The sequence below is a fragment of the Arthrobacter sp. BPSS-3 genome, from assembly GCF_044628475.1.
Classification (GTDB): Bacteria; Actinomycetota; Actinomycetes; order Actinomycetales; family Micrococcaceae; genus Arthrobacter.
This window is the reverse complement of record NZ_JBIMMV010000002.1, coordinates 224,630-242,463: the sequence shown is the minus strand read 5'-3', so window position 1 is coordinate 242,463 and position 17,834 is coordinate 224,630. Positions and strand designations below refer to the sequence as shown.

The 17,834-nt window shown below is 69.2% G+C and carries 18 protein-coding genes and 1 riboswitch; of the genes, 3 read left to right on the top strand and 15 right to left on the bottom strand.

Features of this window, described 5'->3' with window-relative positions; genetic code table 11:
- Positions 1–7: 7 nt before the first annotated feature.
- The 10 genes from lepB (ACFVY3_RS04080) to ACFVY3_RS04035 all read right to left on the bottom strand — a co-directional run bounded on the left by lepB (ACFVY3_RS04080) (position 8) and on the right by ACFVY3_RS04035 (position 7,361).
- Positions 8–982: a signal peptidase I gene (gene lepB / locus ACFVY3_RS04080; RefSeq protein WP_400158844.1), complete on the bottom strand. Its 975-nt coding sequence runs from the start codon at positions 980–982 to the stop codon at positions 8–10.
- Positions 983–1,660 (bottom strand): signal peptidase I, encoded by a 678-nt coding sequence (lepB, locus tag ACFVY3_RS04075; protein ID WP_400158843.1) that lies wholly within the window; start codon positions 1,658–1,660, stop codon positions 983–985.
- Between the two features lie 99 nt (positions 1,661–1,759).
- The gene (rplS, locus tag ACFVY3_RS04070) at positions 1,760–2,119 is read right to left on the bottom strand and encodes a 50S ribosomal protein L19 (protein ID WP_056738299.1); all 360 of its coding nucleotides are present in this window, start codon (positions 2,117–2,119) and stop codon (positions 1,760–1,762) included.
- Positions 2,120–2,400: 281 nt separating this feature from the next.
- Positions 2,401–3,204, bottom strand: a complete 804-nt coding sequence (trmD, locus tag ACFVY3_RS04065) for a tRNA (guanosine(37)-N1)-methyltransferase TrmD (RefSeq protein ID WP_290257541.1) — start codon at positions 3,202–3,204, stop codon at positions 2,401–2,403.
- Between the two features lies 1 nt (position 3,205).
- Positions 3,206–3,787 carry a ribosome maturation factor RimM gene (rimM, locus tag ACFVY3_RS04060; protein ID WP_290257540.1) on the bottom strand — a complete coding sequence of 194 codons (582 nt, stop codon included), beginning with the start codon at positions 3,785–3,787 and terminating at the stop codon, positions 3,206–3,208.
- Positions 3,788–3,913: 126 nt separating this feature from the next.
- The gene (locus ACFVY3_RS04055; RefSeq protein ID WP_290257539.1) at positions 3,914–4,156 is read right to left on the bottom strand and encodes an RNA-binding protein; all 243 of its coding nucleotides are present in this window, start codon (positions 4,154–4,156) and stop codon (positions 3,914–3,916) included.
- 1 nt (position 4,157) lies between these two features.
- Positions 4,158–4,580 carry a 30S ribosomal protein S16 gene (gene rpsP / locus ACFVY3_RS04050; protein ID WP_290257538.1) on the bottom strand — a complete coding sequence of 141 codons (423 nt, stop codon included), beginning with the start codon at positions 4,578–4,580 and terminating at the stop codon, positions 4,158–4,160.
- Positions 4,581–4,789: 209 nt separating this feature from the next.
- Entirely contained in the window at positions 4,790–5,227 is a 438-nt protein-coding gene (locus ACFVY3_RS04045) for a hypothetical protein (RefSeq protein WP_400158842.1), read from the bottom strand.
- 85 nt (positions 5,228–5,312) lie between these two features.
- Complete coding sequence (locus tag ACFVY3_RS04040; RefSeq protein ID WP_364135007.1) at positions 5,313–6,188, bottom strand: VOC family protein; 876 nt, start codon at positions 6,186–6,188, stop codon at positions 5,313–5,315.
- Between the two features lie 75 nt (positions 6,189–6,263).
- Complete coding sequence (locus tag ACFVY3_RS04035) at positions 6,264–7,361, bottom strand: amidohydrolase family protein (protein WP_400158841.1); 1,098 nt, start codon at positions 7,359–7,361, stop codon at positions 6,264–6,266.
- Between the two features lie 67 nt (positions 7,362–7,428).
- A riboswitch (TPP riboswitch) is annotated at positions 7,429–7,536 on the top strand.
- Between the two features lie 39 nt (positions 7,537–7,575).
- Here ACFVY3_RS04035 and thiC point away from each other — a divergent pair.
- A complete protein-coding gene (gene thiC / locus ACFVY3_RS04030) occupies positions 7,576–9,291 on the top strand; it encodes a phosphomethylpyrimidine synthase ThiC (RefSeq protein ID WP_400159055.1) in 1,716 nt (571 codons plus the stop codon).
- Between the two features lie 40 nt (positions 9,292–9,331).
- Here the strand turns inward: thiC and ACFVY3_RS04025 are convergent, their stop codons facing one another.
- Together ACFVY3_RS04025 and ffh are read right to left on the bottom strand one after the other, a co-directional pair.
- Positions 9,332–10,081, bottom strand: coding sequence for an alpha/beta fold hydrolase (locus ACFVY3_RS04025; RefSeq protein WP_364134999.1), 750 nt, complete (start codon positions 10,079–10,081; stop codon positions 9,332–9,334).
- A 69-nt stretch (positions 10,082–10,150) separates the two neighbouring features.
- Positions 10,151–11,731 carry a signal recognition particle protein gene (gene ffh, locus ACFVY3_RS04020; protein WP_364134996.1) on the bottom strand — a complete coding sequence of 527 codons (1,581 nt, stop codon included), beginning with the start codon at positions 11,729–11,731 and terminating at the stop codon, positions 10,151–10,153.
- A 150-nt stretch (positions 11,732–11,881) separates the two neighbouring features.
- Here ffh and ACFVY3_RS04015 point away from each other — a divergent pair, with 150 nt between their 5' ends.
- Positions 11,882–13,270, top strand: coding sequence for a glucose-6-phosphate dehydrogenase (locus tag ACFVY3_RS04015; RefSeq protein ID WP_400158840.1), 1,389 nt, complete (start codon positions 11,882–11,884; stop codon positions 13,268–13,270).
- A gap of 112 nt (positions 13,271–13,382) precedes the next feature.
- On the opposite strand, the gene ACFVY3_RS04010 is transcribed toward ACFVY3_RS04015, so the two are convergent.
- On the bottom strand, positions 13,383–13,721 hold the full coding sequence (locus tag ACFVY3_RS04010) for a P-II family nitrogen regulator (protein ID WP_136322366.1): 339 nt from the start codon (positions 13,719–13,721) through the stop codon (positions 13,383–13,385).
- Positions 13,718–15,094 carry an ammonium transporter gene (locus ACFVY3_RS04005; RefSeq protein WP_377970110.1) on the bottom strand — a complete coding sequence of 459 codons (1,377 nt, stop codon included), beginning with the start codon at positions 15,092–15,094 and terminating at the stop codon, positions 13,718–13,720. The genes ACFVY3_RS04010 and ACFVY3_RS04005 overlap by 4 nt, the downstream gene beginning before the upstream one ends.
- A 227-nt stretch (positions 15,095–15,321) precedes the next feature.
- On the opposite strand from ACFVY3_RS04005, the gene ACFVY3_RS04000 reads away from it, so the two are divergent.
- The gene (locus ACFVY3_RS04000) at positions 15,322–16,572 is read left to right on the top strand and encodes an MFS transporter (protein ID WP_400158839.1); all 1,251 of its coding nucleotides are present in this window, start codon (positions 15,322–15,324) and stop codon (positions 16,570–16,572) included.
- Positions 16,573–16,598: 26 nt separating this feature from the next.
- Here the strand turns inward: ACFVY3_RS04000 and ftsY are convergent, their stop codons facing one another.
- Positions 16,599–17,795, bottom strand: a complete 1,197-nt coding sequence (ftsY, locus tag ACFVY3_RS03995; RefSeq protein ID WP_400158838.1) for a signal recognition particle-docking protein FtsY — start codon at positions 17,793–17,795, stop codon at positions 16,599–16,601.
- Positions 17,796–17,834 lie beyond the last annotated feature (39 nt).

The following is a 17,834-nucleotide window of genomic DNA, read 5'->3' as shown; positions in this document are numbered from 1 at the left end:
TCTTGCCTTACTTTCCTGCCGGGGCGCTGCTGGGGGTGCCGGACGGGGCGGGAACGCCGGTGAAGACGTCCGGGTAGTTGTCCAGTGCCTTGACGCGGTTCAGCGGCCAGGCGATCACGGCGGCCTGGCCCTCGATGTCCGCCATGTCGATGAAGCCGCCGTCGGTTTCCATGTGGGCGCGGGAGTCGGCCGAGTGGTTGCGGTTGTCGCCCATCACCCAGACCTTGCCGGCGGGAACCACGACGTCGAACGTCCGCACCTGCGGGACCTCTGAACTGTTGATGTATTTCTCGTCCAGGGCCTTGCCGTTGACGGTCAGGCGGCCGCTGCCGTCGCAGCAGATGACGTGGTCGCCCGGCAGCCCAATGACGCGCTTGACCAGGTGCTGCTCCGAATTGTCCGGCAACAGCCCCACGAACGTCAGCGCGTTCTGCACCCCGGTCATGGGACCAACCGGTTTCGGCGCCGCGGGAGCCAGCCAGTTCTTGGTGTCGCGGAAGACGATCACGTCGCCGCGCTGCAGGGCGATCGGCTGGGGCACCAGCAGGTTCACGAAGATCCGGTCGTTGACGTCCAGCGTGTTCATCATCGACTCGGACGGGATGTAGAAGGCCCGGAACAGAAAGGTCTTGATCAAGAAGGACAGGACGACGGCGATGACCACCACGGTGGCGATCTCGCGGAGCCAGACCAGCACGGGATTGCGGCAATCGCGGGCCAGCGCCCGGCGCGCCCGGGCCGACGTCGGGCCCGCGTGGGAGGGACCCTCCTGCGCGACGCCGGCCGCCCGTTCCGGAACGCGTGGCGCTTCGCGCCGGGGAGCCTCAGCCGACGTCCCGTCGACGGGCGTCTCGTGGGCAGGCGTCTTCGGCACGGCCGGGAGCCGCGTCGTCGGGTGTTCGCCGTCGGGAATGGGCGCGGACGTCACCCGGCGTTCGGCCTGGCCGTGGGGCTCAGGGGTCCGGGGTCCGGTCTCGGGCATCTACTGTCCGTTCTGTGTCGTCGTGGCGGCCGCGTCGGGCCGCGGTAGTGCAGCAAATCTATCAAGCGGCCAGATGATCATCACCGGCCGGCCGATCACCCGGTCCAGCGGCACCATGCCGCCGCCGGGAGCCCCCAGCAGCCCCCTGGAATCGGCCGATTTGGACCGGTGGTCCCCCATCAGCCAGAGCCGTCCCGCGGGGACGATCGCGTCGAACTTCAGGGTGCTGGGCTCATCGCCGGGATAAATATACGGTTCACTAAGTTGCTGGCCGTTGACTGTGAGCTTGCCGGACCCGTCGCAACAGACCACCCGGTCCCCCGGCAGCCCGATGACCCTTTTGACGTAGGTGGTGTCACTGCCGGTGATGCCCAGCCAGTGCCCCGCCCCGGCCAGCAGGTCCGCGGCCGGGCCGGCGCCGCTGTTCAGCGGCGCGAAGGACCCGCGGCCGTCGAAGACCACCACGTCGCCGCGGCGGATCGGGTCGGCGGCGAAGTCGGTGCGGGAGACCAGGATCCGGTCCCCGTCGCGCAGCAACGGCTCCATCGAGGCGGACGGGATGAAGTACACGTCCAGCCACAGGGACCTGACCAGGCCGCTGATGGCGATGGCCAGCACGAGCCCCAGAAGCACAAAACGCCAGGCCAGTTTCCTGGGCCGGCGTTTTGGCTGTTCCATGGTCCACATCCCCTGACGCGTGAAGTGCTTGATCGGCGCAGTGGCGCTGGCCCGGGGTGAGCCGGGCCGGCCGTGGATCCGCGGAGTAAGTCCGGGGACTTACTTGGCGGTCTGGAAGTCGCGCTTTTCCTTGATCTTCGCAGCCTTACCGCGCAGTGCACGCATGTAGTAAAGCTTGGCGCGGCGCACGTCACCCTTGGAGACGAGCTCGATCTTGTCGATGATCGGGGAGTGCACCGGGAAGGTACGCTCCACGCCGACACCGAAGGAAACCTTGCGGACGGTGAAGGTCTCGCGGACGCCGTCACCCTGGCGGCCCAGGACGAAGCCCTGGAAGACCTGGACACGGGAGTTCTTGCCTTCGATGATGTTCACGTGCACCTTGATGGTGTCACCCGCGCGGAACTCGGGAACATCGTTGCGCAGCGAGGCTGCGTCGACGGAATCGAGGATATGCATTGATCCACTCCTGGTGAACGCCACAGGTCATTCACGTTGGGTCACGGCGGCCAAGCCCGGCCGCAGTCGCGCCCGGAAATCACCGCCGAAAATGTGTCGTTCCGGTCCAGTCAGGAATTGACCGGGCCGGGGTGCCGCGCTGTTGGTGACGCTCCCCCTGTGGCAGGTTCGCACCCAGCAGGCACAAGGACTTATTTTGCCACAGAATGGCGGCTTTTGCTGAATCCGCGGACTCCCCCGGACGCACGACGGCGGCGGGAAAGTCCCGTGTCAGGCCGTGCTCAGGCGTCGGCGCGACGGCGGAGCCGGCCGTCTTCGATGTCGTACCCGAGGTCCGCGAACGCGGTGCGGTCCGCGCGGGGCAACGTCCCGGCGTCGAACGCCTCGAGCAGGTCGGGGCGGCGCTCCGCGGTACGTCGGTACTGTTCGTGCCGGCGCCACTGGGCGATCTTGCCGTGGTTGCCGCTGAGCAGCACGGCGGGGACGTCCCGGCCGCGCCAGCTGGATGGCTTGGTGTAGACCGGGTACTCCAGCAGCCCGTCGGAGTGCGATTCCTCCACGAGGGATTCGGGGTTGCCAACGACGCCGGGCAGCAGCCGCCCGATTGCCTCGACCATCGCCAGGACCGCCACCTCGCCGCCGTTGAGCACGTAGTCGCCCAGGCTCATGGGGCGGACGGTGAAGTGGTCCGCCGCCCATTCGAGGACGCGTTCGTCGATGCCCTCGTACCGGCCGCAGGCGAAGACCAGCTGCTCCTCCTCGGCGAGCTCGTGCGCGATGGCCTGGGTGAAGCGCTCCCCCGCGGGCGAGGGGACAATCAGCACAGGTTTCCGGAGCTCACCCTCCCCTGCCGCCGCAGTGCCCGCGACGGCACCGAGCGCCTGGGCCCACGGTTCCGGCTTCATGACCATGCCGGCGCCGCCGCCGTACGGGGTGTCATCGACGGTGCGGTGCCGGTCGGTGGTGAAGTCCCGAAGGTCGTGGACGGTGAGCTTCAGCAGTCCGTCCTGCCGGGCCTTCCCGATCAGGGACAGCTCCAGCGGGGCGAGGTACTCGGGGAAGATACTGACGACGTCGATCCGCATCTTAGGCGCGGTCCCCGTCTGCGTCCTCGGCGGCACTGTCGGCGGAGTCGCCGTCGTCGGGGGTCGCGGCGGTGTCCGTGTTGACCTCGAACAGGCCCGCCGGCGGGGTGACGAGGACGTACTTTTCGGCGACGTTGACCTCGGGGACGATCTGCTCCACGAACGGGATCAGGATTTCCTTGCCGGCGCGGTCCTTGACCACCAGCAGGTCCTGGACGGGCATGGTGTGCAGCGCGGAGACCGTGCCCACCACCTCGTTGCCCACCCGGACGTCCAGGCCGACGAGTTCGTGCTCGTACCAGCCCTCGTCGTCGTCCTCGTCGAGTTCTTCGGTTTCGATGAAGAGCTTGGCGCCGCGCAGGGCCTCCGCATCGTTGCGGGTCTCCACCTCCTCGAATGCCAGCAGCAGGATGTCCTTGTTCCAGCGCGCGCTCTCGACCGTGAGCGGCCCGGCGGACGCGGGCTCCACGACGAACTGGGTGCCCGGGACGAACCGGTCACCGGGGGCGTCGGTCAGCACCTGGACGGTGACCTCGCCGCGGATGCCGTGGGGTTTGCCGATTCGTGCCACCTGAAGCTGCATGCTGTCCTCTTGTTCGGGGATGGGAAGGATGGGTCGTTGTGGGGGCGCAGTGTGCGCAAAACAGTCCGGCCCCTCCACCAATGCTGGTGGAGGGGCCGGACAGAGATCAAGCGTGTGCTGGCTGCGCTACCGGCGGCGGTCGGTGTCGACGACGTCGACCCGCACCGGCTCACCGTCTGCCAGTGCCGCAACCACGGTGCGCAGTGCGCGTGCGGTCCGGCCCTGGCGGCCAATCACCCGGCCAAGGTCGTCCTGGTGAACGCGCACCTCAAGGGTGTCCCCCCGGCGGTTGTTCTTGGCACTGACCTTGACGTCCTCGGGGCTGTCTACAATCCCGCGGACCAGGTGTTCGAGCGCGTCTGCCAGCAAGTTACTCAGCCTCGGTGGTCTCTGCTTCGGCGTCGGCCGGGGCCTCGGCTGCGTCGTCCTTCTTGGCCTTCTTGGTGATGGCTTCCGGAATGATGACGGAGCCCTTCTCCGGGGCTACGAAGCCTTCCTTGGCAGCCTTGGTCTTCAAGGTGCCTTCCTGGCCGGGCAGACCCTTGAACTTCTGCCAGTCACCGGTGATCTTCAGGATCGCGGCAACCTGCTCGGACGGCTGAGCGCCGACGCCGAGCCAGTACTGGGCGCGGTCCGAGTCGACCTCGATGTACGAGGGCTCTTCGGTCGGGTGGTACTTGCCGATCTCCTCGATGGCACGGCCGTCACGCTTGGAGCGTGAGTCCATGACGACGATGCGGTAGTACGGGGCGCGCATCTTGCCGAAGCGCTTAAGGCGAATCTTAACGGCCACTTTTGTGGTCACTCCTGTTTCTGAAACGGGGTCGAACCCGGCGTTCTGCACCCGTGGGGCGGGCCATACTAGGGGGTTCTAAAAGGACAAGATCCAGACGCGGAGAGAGGGGCCACGCAGATCAAGTACCTGATCATTGTGCCAGATCACCGCGCCGATTTCGACTTAACACCCGCGGCGGGTCGCCGCGGGTGGCGCCGCAGTCCGGCTCAGGCAGTCCAGACGTACAGTTCGGTGCGGGCAGCGGGGTCGACGGCGGAGGCGAGCTCCGCGATCCGCCGGGTGTGGCCGAGGGCCTCGGCGGCACCGAAGGGCATGTCCTCCTCGGCCGCCCACTGCCCGGCGACGTCGGCCAGGACGCGTTCGCCCTCGTCGGTCTCGTAGCTAAGCAGCTCGGCGAGGGTCCGGACCATGGCGGCGGGCACGCCGAGCAGTGCGTCGCTGGAGACGTCGACCATCGCGAGTTCGTAGTCGGCACCGGCGGCGTGGACGGCGGTGCCGGCGAGGTCCCCCAGCCGTTCGATCTCGTAGTCGCTGATGTCCTCGATCCGAACGGCGTCCGGGCCGGCGGGGGCGCCCCCGGCGAGTGCGGCGGCCCGCTTGAGCGCGGCGTCATGGGTGGCGACGAAGACTTCGGTAAATCCCACGGGGCTCATCCTTGGATTTCGGGCGGCCCGGGGGCCGCGGCGTGTGGCGTCGTCCCAGCCTATCGGCTGACGGCCCGATGGCCGGTCAGCGGACGGCGACCCGGATCCGGTTGCGCCAGGGGTCGTCAAACCGGAGCTCCGCACCCGTGTGGTGGGACGCGACGCCGGCGACCTTGAGCCTGTCCGCGAGGGCGCCGATGTCGTCCCCGGAGGGCACCTCGATCAGCACCTCGCCCAGGCCCAGCGTGTCGCGCCGGGGGCCGGCGCCGCGGCTGTTCCAGACGTTCATGGCCATGTGGTGGTGGTAGCCGCCGGCCGAGACGAAAAGCGCCTGGCCGTGCCAGCCTGCGGTCTTTTCGAAGCCCAGGGTCCCGACGTAGAAGTCGTGGGCGGACTGCACGTCGCCGACCTGGAGGTGGACGTGCCCGACGCCGGCGCCGGTTTCGTGCTGGCCGGCGAGCGACGCCTCGGTGAGGTGCTGCTCCAGGTAACGCTGCGGCGGCAGCGCCAAGCTGTCCATGACAACATTCGCGCCATCCCAGGACCATTCCTCGCGCGGACGGTCCCAGTACAGCTCGATGCCGTTGCCCTCGGGGTCGTTGAAGTAGAAGGCCTCGCTGACCAGGTGGTCCGCGCTGCCGGTGAAGAACCGGGGATCGTACTGGGCTGCGGTGGCGACGGTGGCGGCCAGCGCCGCCTGGTCCTCGAACAGGAGGGCGGTGTGGAAGAGCCCGGCCTCGCCCCGGGAGGGGAGGTTCAGTCCCGGGGCCGGCGCGAGGTGCACCAGCGGCGTCTGGCCGCGTCCGAGGTAGAGGCCGCCGCCCTGCTCGGCCACCACCTCCAGGCCGAGGGCGCGCTGGTAATAGTCGGTCATCATCGCCAGGTCGCCGACCTTGAGCATCACGGTGCCCATCGAGAGGTCGGCCGGCAAGAGGTCCTGGGTGGCGGCGTTGGTGGTCATTGCATCACTCCGGTGCTGTGGGGTTCAGCCGTCATTCGGCGGCTCTCACCAGATAAAATTACTTGAAGCTTCAATTTATTCCGCGGATGCCGCGCCGATGACGTCCCCGCGGAGGACGACGGCGCGCAGATTCCGCAACGTGGAGAGATCCCGCCGCGGGTCAGCGGCGCAGACCAGGACGTCGGCGGGCGCACCCTCGGCGATTCCGGCGGCGCACAGCCAGGCCCGGGAGGACCAGGCGCCGGCCTCGAGGGCGGTGGCCGCGCCCAGTCCGGCGGCATGCAGTGCCTCCAACTCGTCGACGATCCGCCCGTGGGCAATCACGCTCCCGGCGTCGGTTCCCGCGTAGATGGCCACCCCGGCCTCGTGGGCCTCGAGGACCCGCTCGGCCCGGCGTTCCCAGAGCGTGCGCATGTGGGCGGCGTAGCGCGGGAACTTGGGTTCGGCCTGCGCGGCGATGTCCGGGAAGGTGGCGATGTTGACCAGGGTGGGGACGATCGGCACGCCTTGGTCGACGAAACGCGGAAGATGGCGGGGCAGCAGCCCGGTCGCGTGCTCGATGCAGTCGATGCCCGCGTCGAGCATGTCATCGAGGGTGTCCTCGGCGAAGCAGTGCGCGGTGACCCGGGCGCCCTCGTCGTGGGCGGCGCTGACGGCGTCCCTGACGGTGCGGGCGGGGAAGCTTGCGGCAAGGTCCCCGGCGTCGCGGTCGATCCAGTCCCCCACGAGCTTGACCCAGCCGTCCCCCGCCCGCGCCTGCTTCCGGACCTCCTCGACCAGGTCACCGGGGTCCACCTCAACGGCGAGGCCGCGCAGGTAGCGGCGGCTTCGGGCGATGTGGCGGCCCGCACGGATGATCCGGGGCAGGTCCCGCCGCTGCTGGATCCAGCGGGTGTCGTGCACCGCTCCGGCGTCGCGGACCAGCAGGGTCCCGGCGTCACGGTCCGTGCGCGCCTGCGCTTCGGCGACGCCGGCGTCGACGTCACCGCCGGGCCCGAGCCCGATGTGGCAGTGGGCGTCCACCAGTCCCGGGATCACCCACCCGTCGATCACACGGTCCGGCGCCGCCTCCGGACGGTCGAAGGTCAGCACCCCGTCCACGGACCACAGGCCGCGCCGCTCCCGGTTCACGGCGGTGAGGACGGGCCCGGTGAATTCGATGATGCCGCTCATGGGTCCCAGCCTAACCGCGGCCGGCGGAAACCTTGGAGCCGTGTCCGGGGCCCTGTGGTAGCTTCGTCTACGACCACACGGGAGCCCTTGCAGGGGCTGAGATCGGGCTGAGGCAGCCTGCGACCGTTGAACCTGTCCGGGTAATGCCGGCGAAGGAAGTGAGTAACCCTTGAGCACCACAAATTCCCAGCACAGCCCTGCCCTCGCGTCGCACATGCTGGCCTACATCGAAGGCGACGGCCTGCGGGTCCCGGTGACCGACATCGCCCTGGAACCGTCCCCCGGCGGCACCCCGAATCCTCCGTTCCGGGCCTACCGCACGGCGGGGCCGGGCAGCGACCCGGTGGCGGGCCTGCCGCCGCTCCGGGCCGACTGGATTACCGGCCGCGGGGACACCGAGCCCTACTCCGGCCGGGAGCGCAGCCTTCTCGACGACGGCAAGTCCGCGGTCCGCCGCGGGGCCGCCTCGGCGGAGTGGCGCGGCGCTCCCCCGGCACCGCGCCGGGCCCTCCCCGGCCGGACCGTCACCCAGATGCATTACGCGCGGCAGGGCGTGGTGACCCCCGAAATGCGGTTCGTGGCGCTGCGCGAGAACTGCGACGTCGAACTTGTCCGCGGCGAACTCGCCGCCGGCCGGGCCATCATCCCGGCGAATATCAACCACCCCGAGTCCGAACCGATGATCATCGGAAAGGCCTTCCTGGTGAAGATCAACGCCAACATCGGCAACTCGGCCGTCACCAGCTCCATCGCCGAGGAGGTGGACAAGCTCCAGTGGGCCACCCAGTGGGGCGCCGACACCGTCATGGATCTCTCCACCGGCGATGACATCCACACCACCCGCGAGTGGATCATCCGCAACTCCCCCGTGCCCATCGGCACCGTCCCGATCTATCAGGCCCTGGAAAAGGTCAACGGCGAGGCGAATGCGCTGACCTGGGAAATCTTCCGGGACACCGTGATCGAGCAGTGCGAGCAGGGCGTGGACTACATGACCATCCACGCGGGGGTGCTGCTCCGGTACGTGCCGCTGACCGCCGACCGGGTCACCGGGATCGTGTCCCGCGGCGGCTCCATCATGGCCGGCTGGTGCCTGGCGCACCACCGGGAGAACTTCCTGTACACCCACTTCGACGAGCTCTGCGAAATCTTCGCGAAGTACGACGTAGCGTTCTCCCTCGGCGACGGGCTGCGGCCGGGGTCGACGGCGGATGCCAACGACGCCGCGCAGTTCGCCGAACTGGACACCCTCGCCGAGCTCACGCAGCGGGCCTGGGAATTCGACGTGCAGGTGATGGTGGAGGGCCCGGGCCATGTCCCGTTCCACCTGGTCCGGGCAAACGTAGAACGCCAGCAGGAGCTGTGCAAGGGGGCGCCGTTCTACACCCTGGGTCCGCTCGTGACCGACGTCGCCCCCGGCTACGACCACATCACCTCCGCCATCGGCGCAACCGAGATCGCCCGGTACGGGACGGCCATGCTCTGCTACGTCACCCCCAAGGAGCACCTGGGCCTGCCGAACCGGGACGACGTGAAGACCGGCGTGATCACTTACAAGATCGCCGCCCACGCCGCGGACCTTGCGAAGGGCCACCCCGGCGCGCAGGAGCGGGACGACGCCCTGTCCAAGGCCCGCTTCGAGTTCCGCTGGCGGGACCAGTTCGCCCTGTCCCTGGACCCGGTCACCGCCGAGGCCTTCCACGACGAGACGTTGCCCGCCGAGCCGGCCAAAACGGCGCACTTCTGTTCCATGTGCGGGCCGAAGTTCTGCTCGATGCGGATCAGCCAGGACATCCGGAACGAGTTTGGTTCCGCCGAGGCGCAGGCGGCCCGGGCCGACGCGGGCATGCGGGAGAAGAGCGAGGAGTTCCTCGCCTCCGGCGGCAAGGTCTACGTGCCGGATCCGGGTGTGGGGGCTGCCCGGGACTAGCAGGCTGGGGCTAGGAGGACCGGAGTTAGGAGGCGCGGGGCTAGGAGGCGCGGGCGTGCCGGCTGCGGACGACGTCGGCGATAAAGGAGCGGATCGCCCGGTCCCCTTCCGGTGAGTCCTGCGGCCGGTGCCCGCCCGGGGCGGTGCGGTGCCGGGCGCCGGTCTCCACGAGGTAGCCGGCGATCTCCTCGTACAACGGTTCCCAGCCGCCGGTGAGGACCAGGGTGGGGACGCCGGGGACGATGTGCAGGGGCGCCTCCCAGGCCGGGGCCTGCAGCCGGAGCCGCCGCGCCTCCCGGGCGTTGTCCGCCGCGACTTCCCCGGCGGCGCCGTGCAGCGGGGCGTGCGCGGCGAACACCCGGCGGACGAATTCGCGGTGGAAGTCCTCGTCGCCCAGGCTGTGCCGGACGTCGAAGAGCGGTTCCATCAGGGCCCGGTGCGCGGCGGTGGCCGGCAGTTCCGCCGTCAGGGACAGGCAGGCCGGTTCCACCAGCGTGAGGGACTGGACCAGGTCGGGCCGTTCGACGGCAGCCATCATCGCGGCGATGGCGCCCTGGGAGTGGGCGACGACGTGGCCTCCGGCGGCACCGCGGCCGTCGTCGGCCAGCGCGCCGAGGACGATCCCGGCGTCGGCCGCGAAGTCGGTTTCCAGCGGCTCGGCCACCGGGTCGAAGCCGTGCCGGCGGAGGAAGAGCGCGTCATAGGCCAGCGCCATGCCGTGCTGTTTCGGCCACGCCGCGGCACCGAAACTGCCGGCCCCGTGGACGAAAACTACGCGCTCCTTGAACATGCTCCAAGCCTATTCCACGGGTCCGTCAACGGGGCCGCGACATACGCCGCGGCCCGCCGCAGCGTGTCGCTACTTGCTGCCGCCGAGGAACTTGTCGAAGCCCTTGGGCAGGTTCAGCTGGGAGGGGTCGAAGTCGCCCTGCTGGCCGAAGGAGGCGCCGGTGGGGACGGCCTTGGCGCCGGCTGCGCGCCGTGCCTCCGCGTCCTTGAGCTCCTGCGCGGCCTTGGCCGGGTTGCCGGAGCGGGCCTTCTTCTTGGGCGCGGGCTTGTTGCCCTTGCGGGCCCCGCCGCCCATGCCCGGCATCCCGGGCATCCCCGGAATGCCGCCGCCGGCGGCCATCTTCTTCATCATCTTCTGCGCCTGGGCGAAGCGTTCCAGCAGGCCGTTGACCTCGGAGACGTGCACGCCGGAGCCGCGGGCGATGCGGGCGCGGCGGGAACCGTTGATGATCTTCGGCGCGACCCGCTCGTGCGGGGTCATGGACCGGACGATCGCCTCAACCCGGTCGATTTCGCGCTCGTCGAATTGCTCGAGCTGCTGCCGGATGTTCTGCGCGCCGGGCATCATCATGAGCATTTTCTTCATCGAGCCCATGTTGCGGATCTGCTGCATCTGGGCGAGGAAGTCCTCGAGGGTGAAGTCTTCCTGGTCGGCGAACTTCTTCGCCATCCGGGCCGCTTCGTCCTTGTCCCAGGACTTCTCGGCCTGCTCGATCAGGGTGAGCACGTCGCCCATGTCGAGGATGCGGGAGGCCATGCGGTCCGGGTGGAAGAGCTCGAAGTCGTCCAGGCCTTCGCCGGTGGAGGCGAACATGACCGGCTTGCCGGTGACCGACGCGACGGAGAGCGCGGCACCGCCGCGGGCGTCGCCGTCGAGCTTGGAGAGCACGATGCCCGTGAAGTTCACGCCCTCGTCGAACGCCATGGCGGTGTTGACCGCGTCCTGGCCGATCATCGAATCGATGACGAACAGGACTTCGTTCGGGACGATGGCCCGGCGGATCTGGCGCGCCTGCTCCATCATGTCCGCGTCGACGCCGAGGCGGCCGGCGGTGTCAACGATCACGACGTCGTGCAGGGTGCGCTTGGCTTCCTCGACGCCGGCGCGGGCGACGGCGACCGGGTCGCCGGCCGGGTGGTCCAGCTCGGTGGAGGTGGCGCCGGGGTGCGGGGCGAACACCGGTACGCCGGCGCGCTGGCCGACGACCTGCAGCTGGGTAACGGCGTTGGGGCGCTGCAGGTCACAGGCCACCAGCATGGGGCTGTGGCCCTGGGACTTCAGGTGCTTCGAGAGCTTGCCGGCGAGGGTGGTCTTACCGGCGCCCTGGAGGCCGGCGAGCATGATGATGGTGGGGCCGGTCTTGGCCAGCCGGATCCGGCGGGTCTCGCCGCCGAGGATCTCGACGAGTTCCTCGTTGACGATCTTCACGATCTGCTGGCTGGGGTTCAACGCACCGGAGACCTCGGCGCCGAGGGCACGCTCGCGCACGCGGGAGGTGAATTCGCGGACCACCGGCACGGCGACGTCGGCGTCAAGCAGGGCACGGCGGATCTCCCGGACCGTGGCGTCGACGTCGGCCTCGGTCAGGCGGCCCTTGCCGCGAAGGTTCTTGAAGGTTGCTGTCAACCGGTCAGAGAGTGAATTGAACACGCGCCGTGCACTTCTTTCAGTGGATCTGCAGCTGGCGTCCGGAACGGCGCGCCAGTGTCGGAACTGTCTCGCCGGAACGAACCGGCCCGACAACGGGACTCGACTATCTAGGGTACCAAGACCCGGCTCGGAGGTGGCATGCTGGCGTAGGTGACCAGTGAACCGACGGTAAAGACCCTGCTCATCCTCGGCGCGTCCGGCGACCTGACCGGCCGGCTGCTGCTTCCGGGCCTGGCCCGGCTGGTGGCCCGCGGCCACGCCGCCGGCCTGACCCTGGTGGGCGCCGGCTCCGACGACTGGAGCCAGGAGCAGTGGCTGGAGCGGCTGGACACCGCCTTCGCGGACGCGAATTCGCAGGCAAACACGGACGGAAAACGCGAACTCAAGCGGATCCGCACCTCCACCAGCTACCACCGCCTGGATGTCACCTCAGGCGGCGAGCTCGCGTCCCTGCTGGCCGGGCTGGACGGCCCGGTGGCGGTGTACTTCGCGCTGCCGCCGAAAATCAGCCAGCTGGCCTGCGAGGCACTGACCCCGGAGGAAGTCCCCGCCGGCACCCGGCTGGTGATGGAGAAGCCCTTCGGCTCCAGCGAGGAATCGGCCCGGCACCTGAACAAGACCCTCGCCGCTCTGGTCCCCGAGGACCACATCCACCGGGTGGACCACTTCCTGGGCAAGGCCACGGTCCTGAACATCCTGGGCCTCCGCTTCGCGAACACCTTCCTGGAGCCGGTCTGGAACCGTGAGCACATCGAGAAGGTGGAAATCATCTTCGACGAGGACCTCGCGCTCGAGGGCCGGGCCCGGTACTACGACGGGGCGGGCGCGCTGCGGGACATGATCCAGAGCCACCTGCTGCAGATCATGGCCCTGATGGCGATCGAGCCGCCGGCCTCCGTGGACGAACGCGACCTGCGGGACGCCGTCGCCACCCTCCTGCGGGCCAGCAGCATCAAGGCCCCCTACGCAAAGAACACCCGCCGCGCCCGGTACTCGGCCGGCTCGATCGATGGCCGCAAGGTCCCGGACTACGCGAAGGAAAAGGGCGTCGACCCGTCCCGGAACACCGAGACCCTCGCCGAGGTCCGGGTGGACATCGACAACTGGCGCTGGCAGGGCGTGCCGTTCATGCTCCGGTCCGGGAAGGCACTCGGTTCCATGCGCAAGGAGGCCATCGTGACGTTCCGCCCGGTGCCACACCTGCCCAAGGGGTTCACCGGCGTCGACTCCCCCAACCAGTTGCGGATCGGCTTCGGCCCCGACACCCTGCAGTTCGACGTCGACGTCAACGGCCCCGGGAACGTGCTCAGCCTGGACCGGGCCACCCTGAAGGCGGAGTTGAGCGCCTCGGACCTGCTCCCCTACGGCGAAGTCCTCGAGGGTGTCCTCAGCGGCGACCCGCTGCTCTCGGTCCGGGCCGACACCGCCGAGGACTGCTGGCGGATCGTGGAGCCGGTCATCAAGGCCTGGGCCAGGGACAGCGTGCCGCTGGAGGAATACCCGGCCGGCACCCCGGGCCCCGAGGGCTGGCCTACCTAGGTCACCCGGCTGAACACAAAAGCGGGCCGGGCACCTGTTCAGGTGCCCGGCCCGTTGTTCGCAACCCTCATTCGCGTTCCGCTGAGTCGGTCCGCGGCTGGAGGGATTGCAGCTAGATGGCGGCCGCGCCGCGTTCGCCGGTGCGGACCCGGACCGCCTCGAAGACGTCCATGGTCCAGACCTTGCCGTCGCCGGCCCGGCCGGTGTTGGAGCTGGCGATGATGACGTCGAGGATGTCATCGGCCTGCTCGTCGGTGGCCAGTACCTCCACCCGGATCTTCGGCAGCAGGTCCACGTTGTACTCGGCGCCGCGGTAGACCTCGGTGTAGCCGCGCTGCCGGCCGTAGCCGCTGGCCGCGCTGACCGTCAGGCCCTGCACCCCGTAGGCTTCCAGGCCTTCACGGATGGCGTCGAGTTTTTCCGGTCGGACGATGGCGGTGATCAGTTTCATGCTTCCACGCTTTCTTTGCCTGCTGCGGTCTGCTTGCCGTGCTGCGGGACGCCGGCGATGTCCTCGGCCGGGAGCTGGACGGCCTCGCCGCCGAGCGACTTGCCGGTGATGATTTCGTGCAGCGGCTGGAAGCTGCCGCCCCGGCCGCTGAGGCCGAACTCGTAGGCGGTCTCGGCGTGCAGGCTGAGGTCCACGCCCACGACTTCCTGCTCCTGGGAGACCCGGAAGCCCATCAGCTTGTGGATCGGGAAGGCGATGATGAAGGTCATCACGGCGGTGAAGATGATCGAGAACAGGGCGGCCAGGGCCTGGGCGACGAGCTGGGTGCTGCCGCCGCCGTAGAAGAGGCCGGCGGTGCCCTGGGACGGGGTGGCCAGGAAGCCGATGGCCACGGTGCCGACGACGCCGGAGACCAGGTGGACGCCGACGACGTCGAGCGAGTCGTCGTAGCCGAACTTGAACTTCAGGCCGACGGCCAGGGCGGAGGCGACACCGGCGACGACACCCAGGATGATGGCGCCCAGCGGGGAGACGTTGGCGCAGGCCGGGGTGATGGCGACGAGGCCGGCGACCACACCGGATGCCGCACCGAGGGAGGTCGGGTGGCCGTCACGGAACCGCTCCACGGCGAGCCAGCCGAGCATGGCGGCGGCGGGGGCGGCGAGGGTGTTGACCCAGATCAGGCCGGCCTGCTCGACCGTGGCAGCGGCGCCGGCGTTGAAGCCGAACCAGCCGAACCAGAGGATGGCGGCACCGAGCATGACGAACGGGATGTTGTGCGGGCGGTGGTTCGGGTCCTTGCCGAAGCCCTTACGGTTGCCGATGACCAGGACCAGGATCAGGCCGGCGATACCGGCGTTGATGTGGACCACGGTGCCGCCGGCGAAGTCGATCACGGGGGCGAACGTCTGGCCGAACCAGCCGTCCTTGGAGAAGAGGCCGCCGCCCCAGACCATGAAGGCCATGGGGGCGTAGACCAGGGTTGCCCAGATCGGGGTGAAGATGACCCAGGCGGAGAACTTGGCACGGTCGGCCACGGCACCGGAGATCAGGGCCACGGTGATGATCGCGAAGGTTGCGGCGTATCCGACCTTCAGCAGGTCAGCCGGATCGGTGAAGTTGTGCAGCCCGAAGTGCGTGAACGGGTTGGCGAAGATCTGGAAGAAGTTGTCTTCGTTGCTGGTGGCCATGGAGGCACCCCACAGAACCCAGACAATGCCGACGGTGCCGATGGCGACGAAGCTCATCATCATCATGTTCAAGGCTGACTTGGCGCGCGTCATGCCGCCGTAGAAAAATGCCAGGCCCGGGGTCATGAACAGCACGAGCGCTGCTGCGACCAGGAGCCAAACGAGACCCGCGGTGAGTTCCATGGTCTGCGTCCTCTCTTGCTCTTAGGTGCGGATCCAGTCCGCAAGTTCAACGCATTTTGCGTTCTACAAAGAGTCTGCTGGCGTAGTGTTTCACCGGCTCGGGATTTAGATTGCCGGGCTGTTACAAGAACCTCCCGGAAGTAAATGGTGCGTCTCGCGCTTGTTACGGTTGTGTTTCACGCGGACCCATCCCCCCACCGGCCTCTCAAGGCATCGAAAGCAGCACCATGAGTAAAACAGCCCGTCCCGCCAGGGATTCCAGCCTTCTTTCCGCCCTGCGCCCCTCCCGCGGACCGCGGCTCCCCCGCGACATCAAGGTGATGCTGGCCGCGGCCTTCCTGATCGCGCTGGGCTTCGGGCTGGTGGCGCCGGTGCTCCCCCAGTTCGCGACGACGTTCGACGTCGGGGCGACGGCGGCAGCGGTGATCGTGAGCATCTTTGCCTTCATGCGGCTGATGTTCGCCCCGGCCGGCGGCGCGCTGATCGTGCGGCTGGGCGAGCGGCCTGTGTACGTCGCCGGGCTGCTGATCGTGGCGGCGTCGACGGCGGCGTGTGCCTTCGCCCAGGATTACTGGCAGCTGCTGGTGTTCCGCGGCCTCGGCGGCGCCGGCTCGGTGATGTTCACGGTGGCGTCGATGGCCCTGGTGGTCCGGCTGGCCCCGCCCGAGAGCCGCGGCCGGGTTTCCGGCGCGTACGCCTCGGCCTTCCTGATCGGCAACGTCTGCGGCCCGATCGTCGGCGGCCTGCTGGCGGGATTCGGCCTGCGGGTGCCGTTCCTGGCCTACGCCGCCGCGCTGGTGCTGGCTGCCGCCGTCGTCCAGACCCAGCTCACGCACGTCCCCTCCGGGTCCCGGGAGGCCGGCACGGCCGCCCCGGCCATGCTGCTGCGCGACGCGGTGAGGGACAGCGCCTACCGGGCCGGGCTGGCCTCCAGCTTCGCGAACGGCTGGGCAACGTTCGGGGTGCGGATGGCGACGGTGCCGCTGTTCGCCGTCGCGGCCCTCGGTGCCGGGGCGTCCTCCGCGGGCTGGGCGCTGGCGGCGTTCGCCGCGGGTAACGCCGTGGCGCTGACCTTCTCGGGACGGCTCGCGGATTCCGCCGGCCGGAAGCCGATGATGCTGGCGGGCCTGGTGGTCACCGGCCTGGCCACCGCCTCGATCGGCCTGACGCACGATCTGCCGCTGTTCCTGTTGGCCTCCACGGTCGCCGGCATCGGCTCCGGCCTGCTGGGCCCGGCGCAGCAGGCGGCGATCGCGGACGTGATTGGCAACGAACGCTCCGGCGGCAAGGTGCTGGCGGTGTTCCAGATGACGCAGGACAGCGGCGCGATCGTGGGGCCGGTGATCGCCGGCCTGCTGGCGGACCGGCTGGGTTACGGCTGGGCCTTCGGCGTCACCGGCGGGGTGCTGCTGGCCGCGGCCGCCGGATGGCTGCTGGCGCGGGAGACGTTCCGGCCCGCAGCCCCGGCGGCCGCTTAGGGCAACCGGTCCAGCTCAGGATCGCGCTAGTTCAGGATCGCGTCCACGAAGCTGTCGGCGTCGAACGGGGCCAGGTCGTCCGCGCCTTCGCCCAGGCCCACGAGCTTGACCGGGACGCCCAGGGTCTTCTGGATCGCGACGACGATGCCGCCCTTGGCGGTGCCGTCCAGCTTGGTGAGCACGATGCCGGTGATGTTGACGACCTCGGCGAAGACCCGGGCCTGGTTCAGGCCGTTCTGCCCGGTGGTGGCGTCCAGGACCAGCAGCACTTCGTCGACCTCGGCGAGCTTTTCAATGACGCGCTTGACCTTGCCGAGTTCGTCCATCAGGCCGACCTTGTTCTGCAGGCGGCCGGCGGTGTCGATCATGACGACATCGACTTCCTGGTCGATGCCGGCCTTCACGGCCTCGTAGGCGACGGAGGCGGGGTCCGCGCCGTCGATGTCGGACTTGACCGTGGGGACGCCGACGCGCTGGCCCCAGGTGGCCAGCTGTTCGGCGGCGGCAGCGCGGAAGGTGTCCGCGGCGCCGAGCAGGACGTCCTTGTCTTCGGCGACCAGGACGCGGGCAAGCTTGCCGACTGTGGTGGTCTTGCCGACGCCGTTGACGCCGACGACCATCATCACGGCCGGCTTGTCCGCGTGGCGCTGGACGTTCAGGCTGCGGTCCATGGTCGGGTCGACGAGCTTGAGCAGTTCCTCGCGCAGCAGCGCCTTGACCTCTTCCGGGGAGCGGGTGCCCAGGACCTTGACGCGGGCGCGGAGTGCGTCCACCAACTGCATCGTCGGCTCAGTGCCCAGGTCCGCGAGCAGCAGGGTCTCCTCGACCTCGTCCCAGACGTTCTCGTCGATCTTGTCGGAGGACAGGAGGGCCAGCAGGCCCTTGCCGAGGACGTTGTTGGACTTGGCGAGGCGTTCGCGCAGCCGGGTCAGCCGGCCGGCGACCGGCAGCGGCGTCTCGACCGGGACGGCCTCCAGGCCGGCGGCGTCGTCCGGCACCTCCACGGTTCCGAGGTCCTCGAGACCTTCGGTGTCCCGGGCGGGGGCGCCGGCCCGGTCCTCCAGCAGGGTCCCGCCGCCGGTGCCCTGGACGGGGTCGTTGGCGTCACGCTGCGTGGGGTAGTTGGTGATGTTCCTCCGGGTCCTCACGAGCACCGGAATGAGGGCACCGATGACCACCAGGGCAACGATTATGGGCAGGATGATAGGGAGGATGTCGTTCACTCCCCTAGCTTCTCATAACCGCTAAAGCCGCCGTTCAGC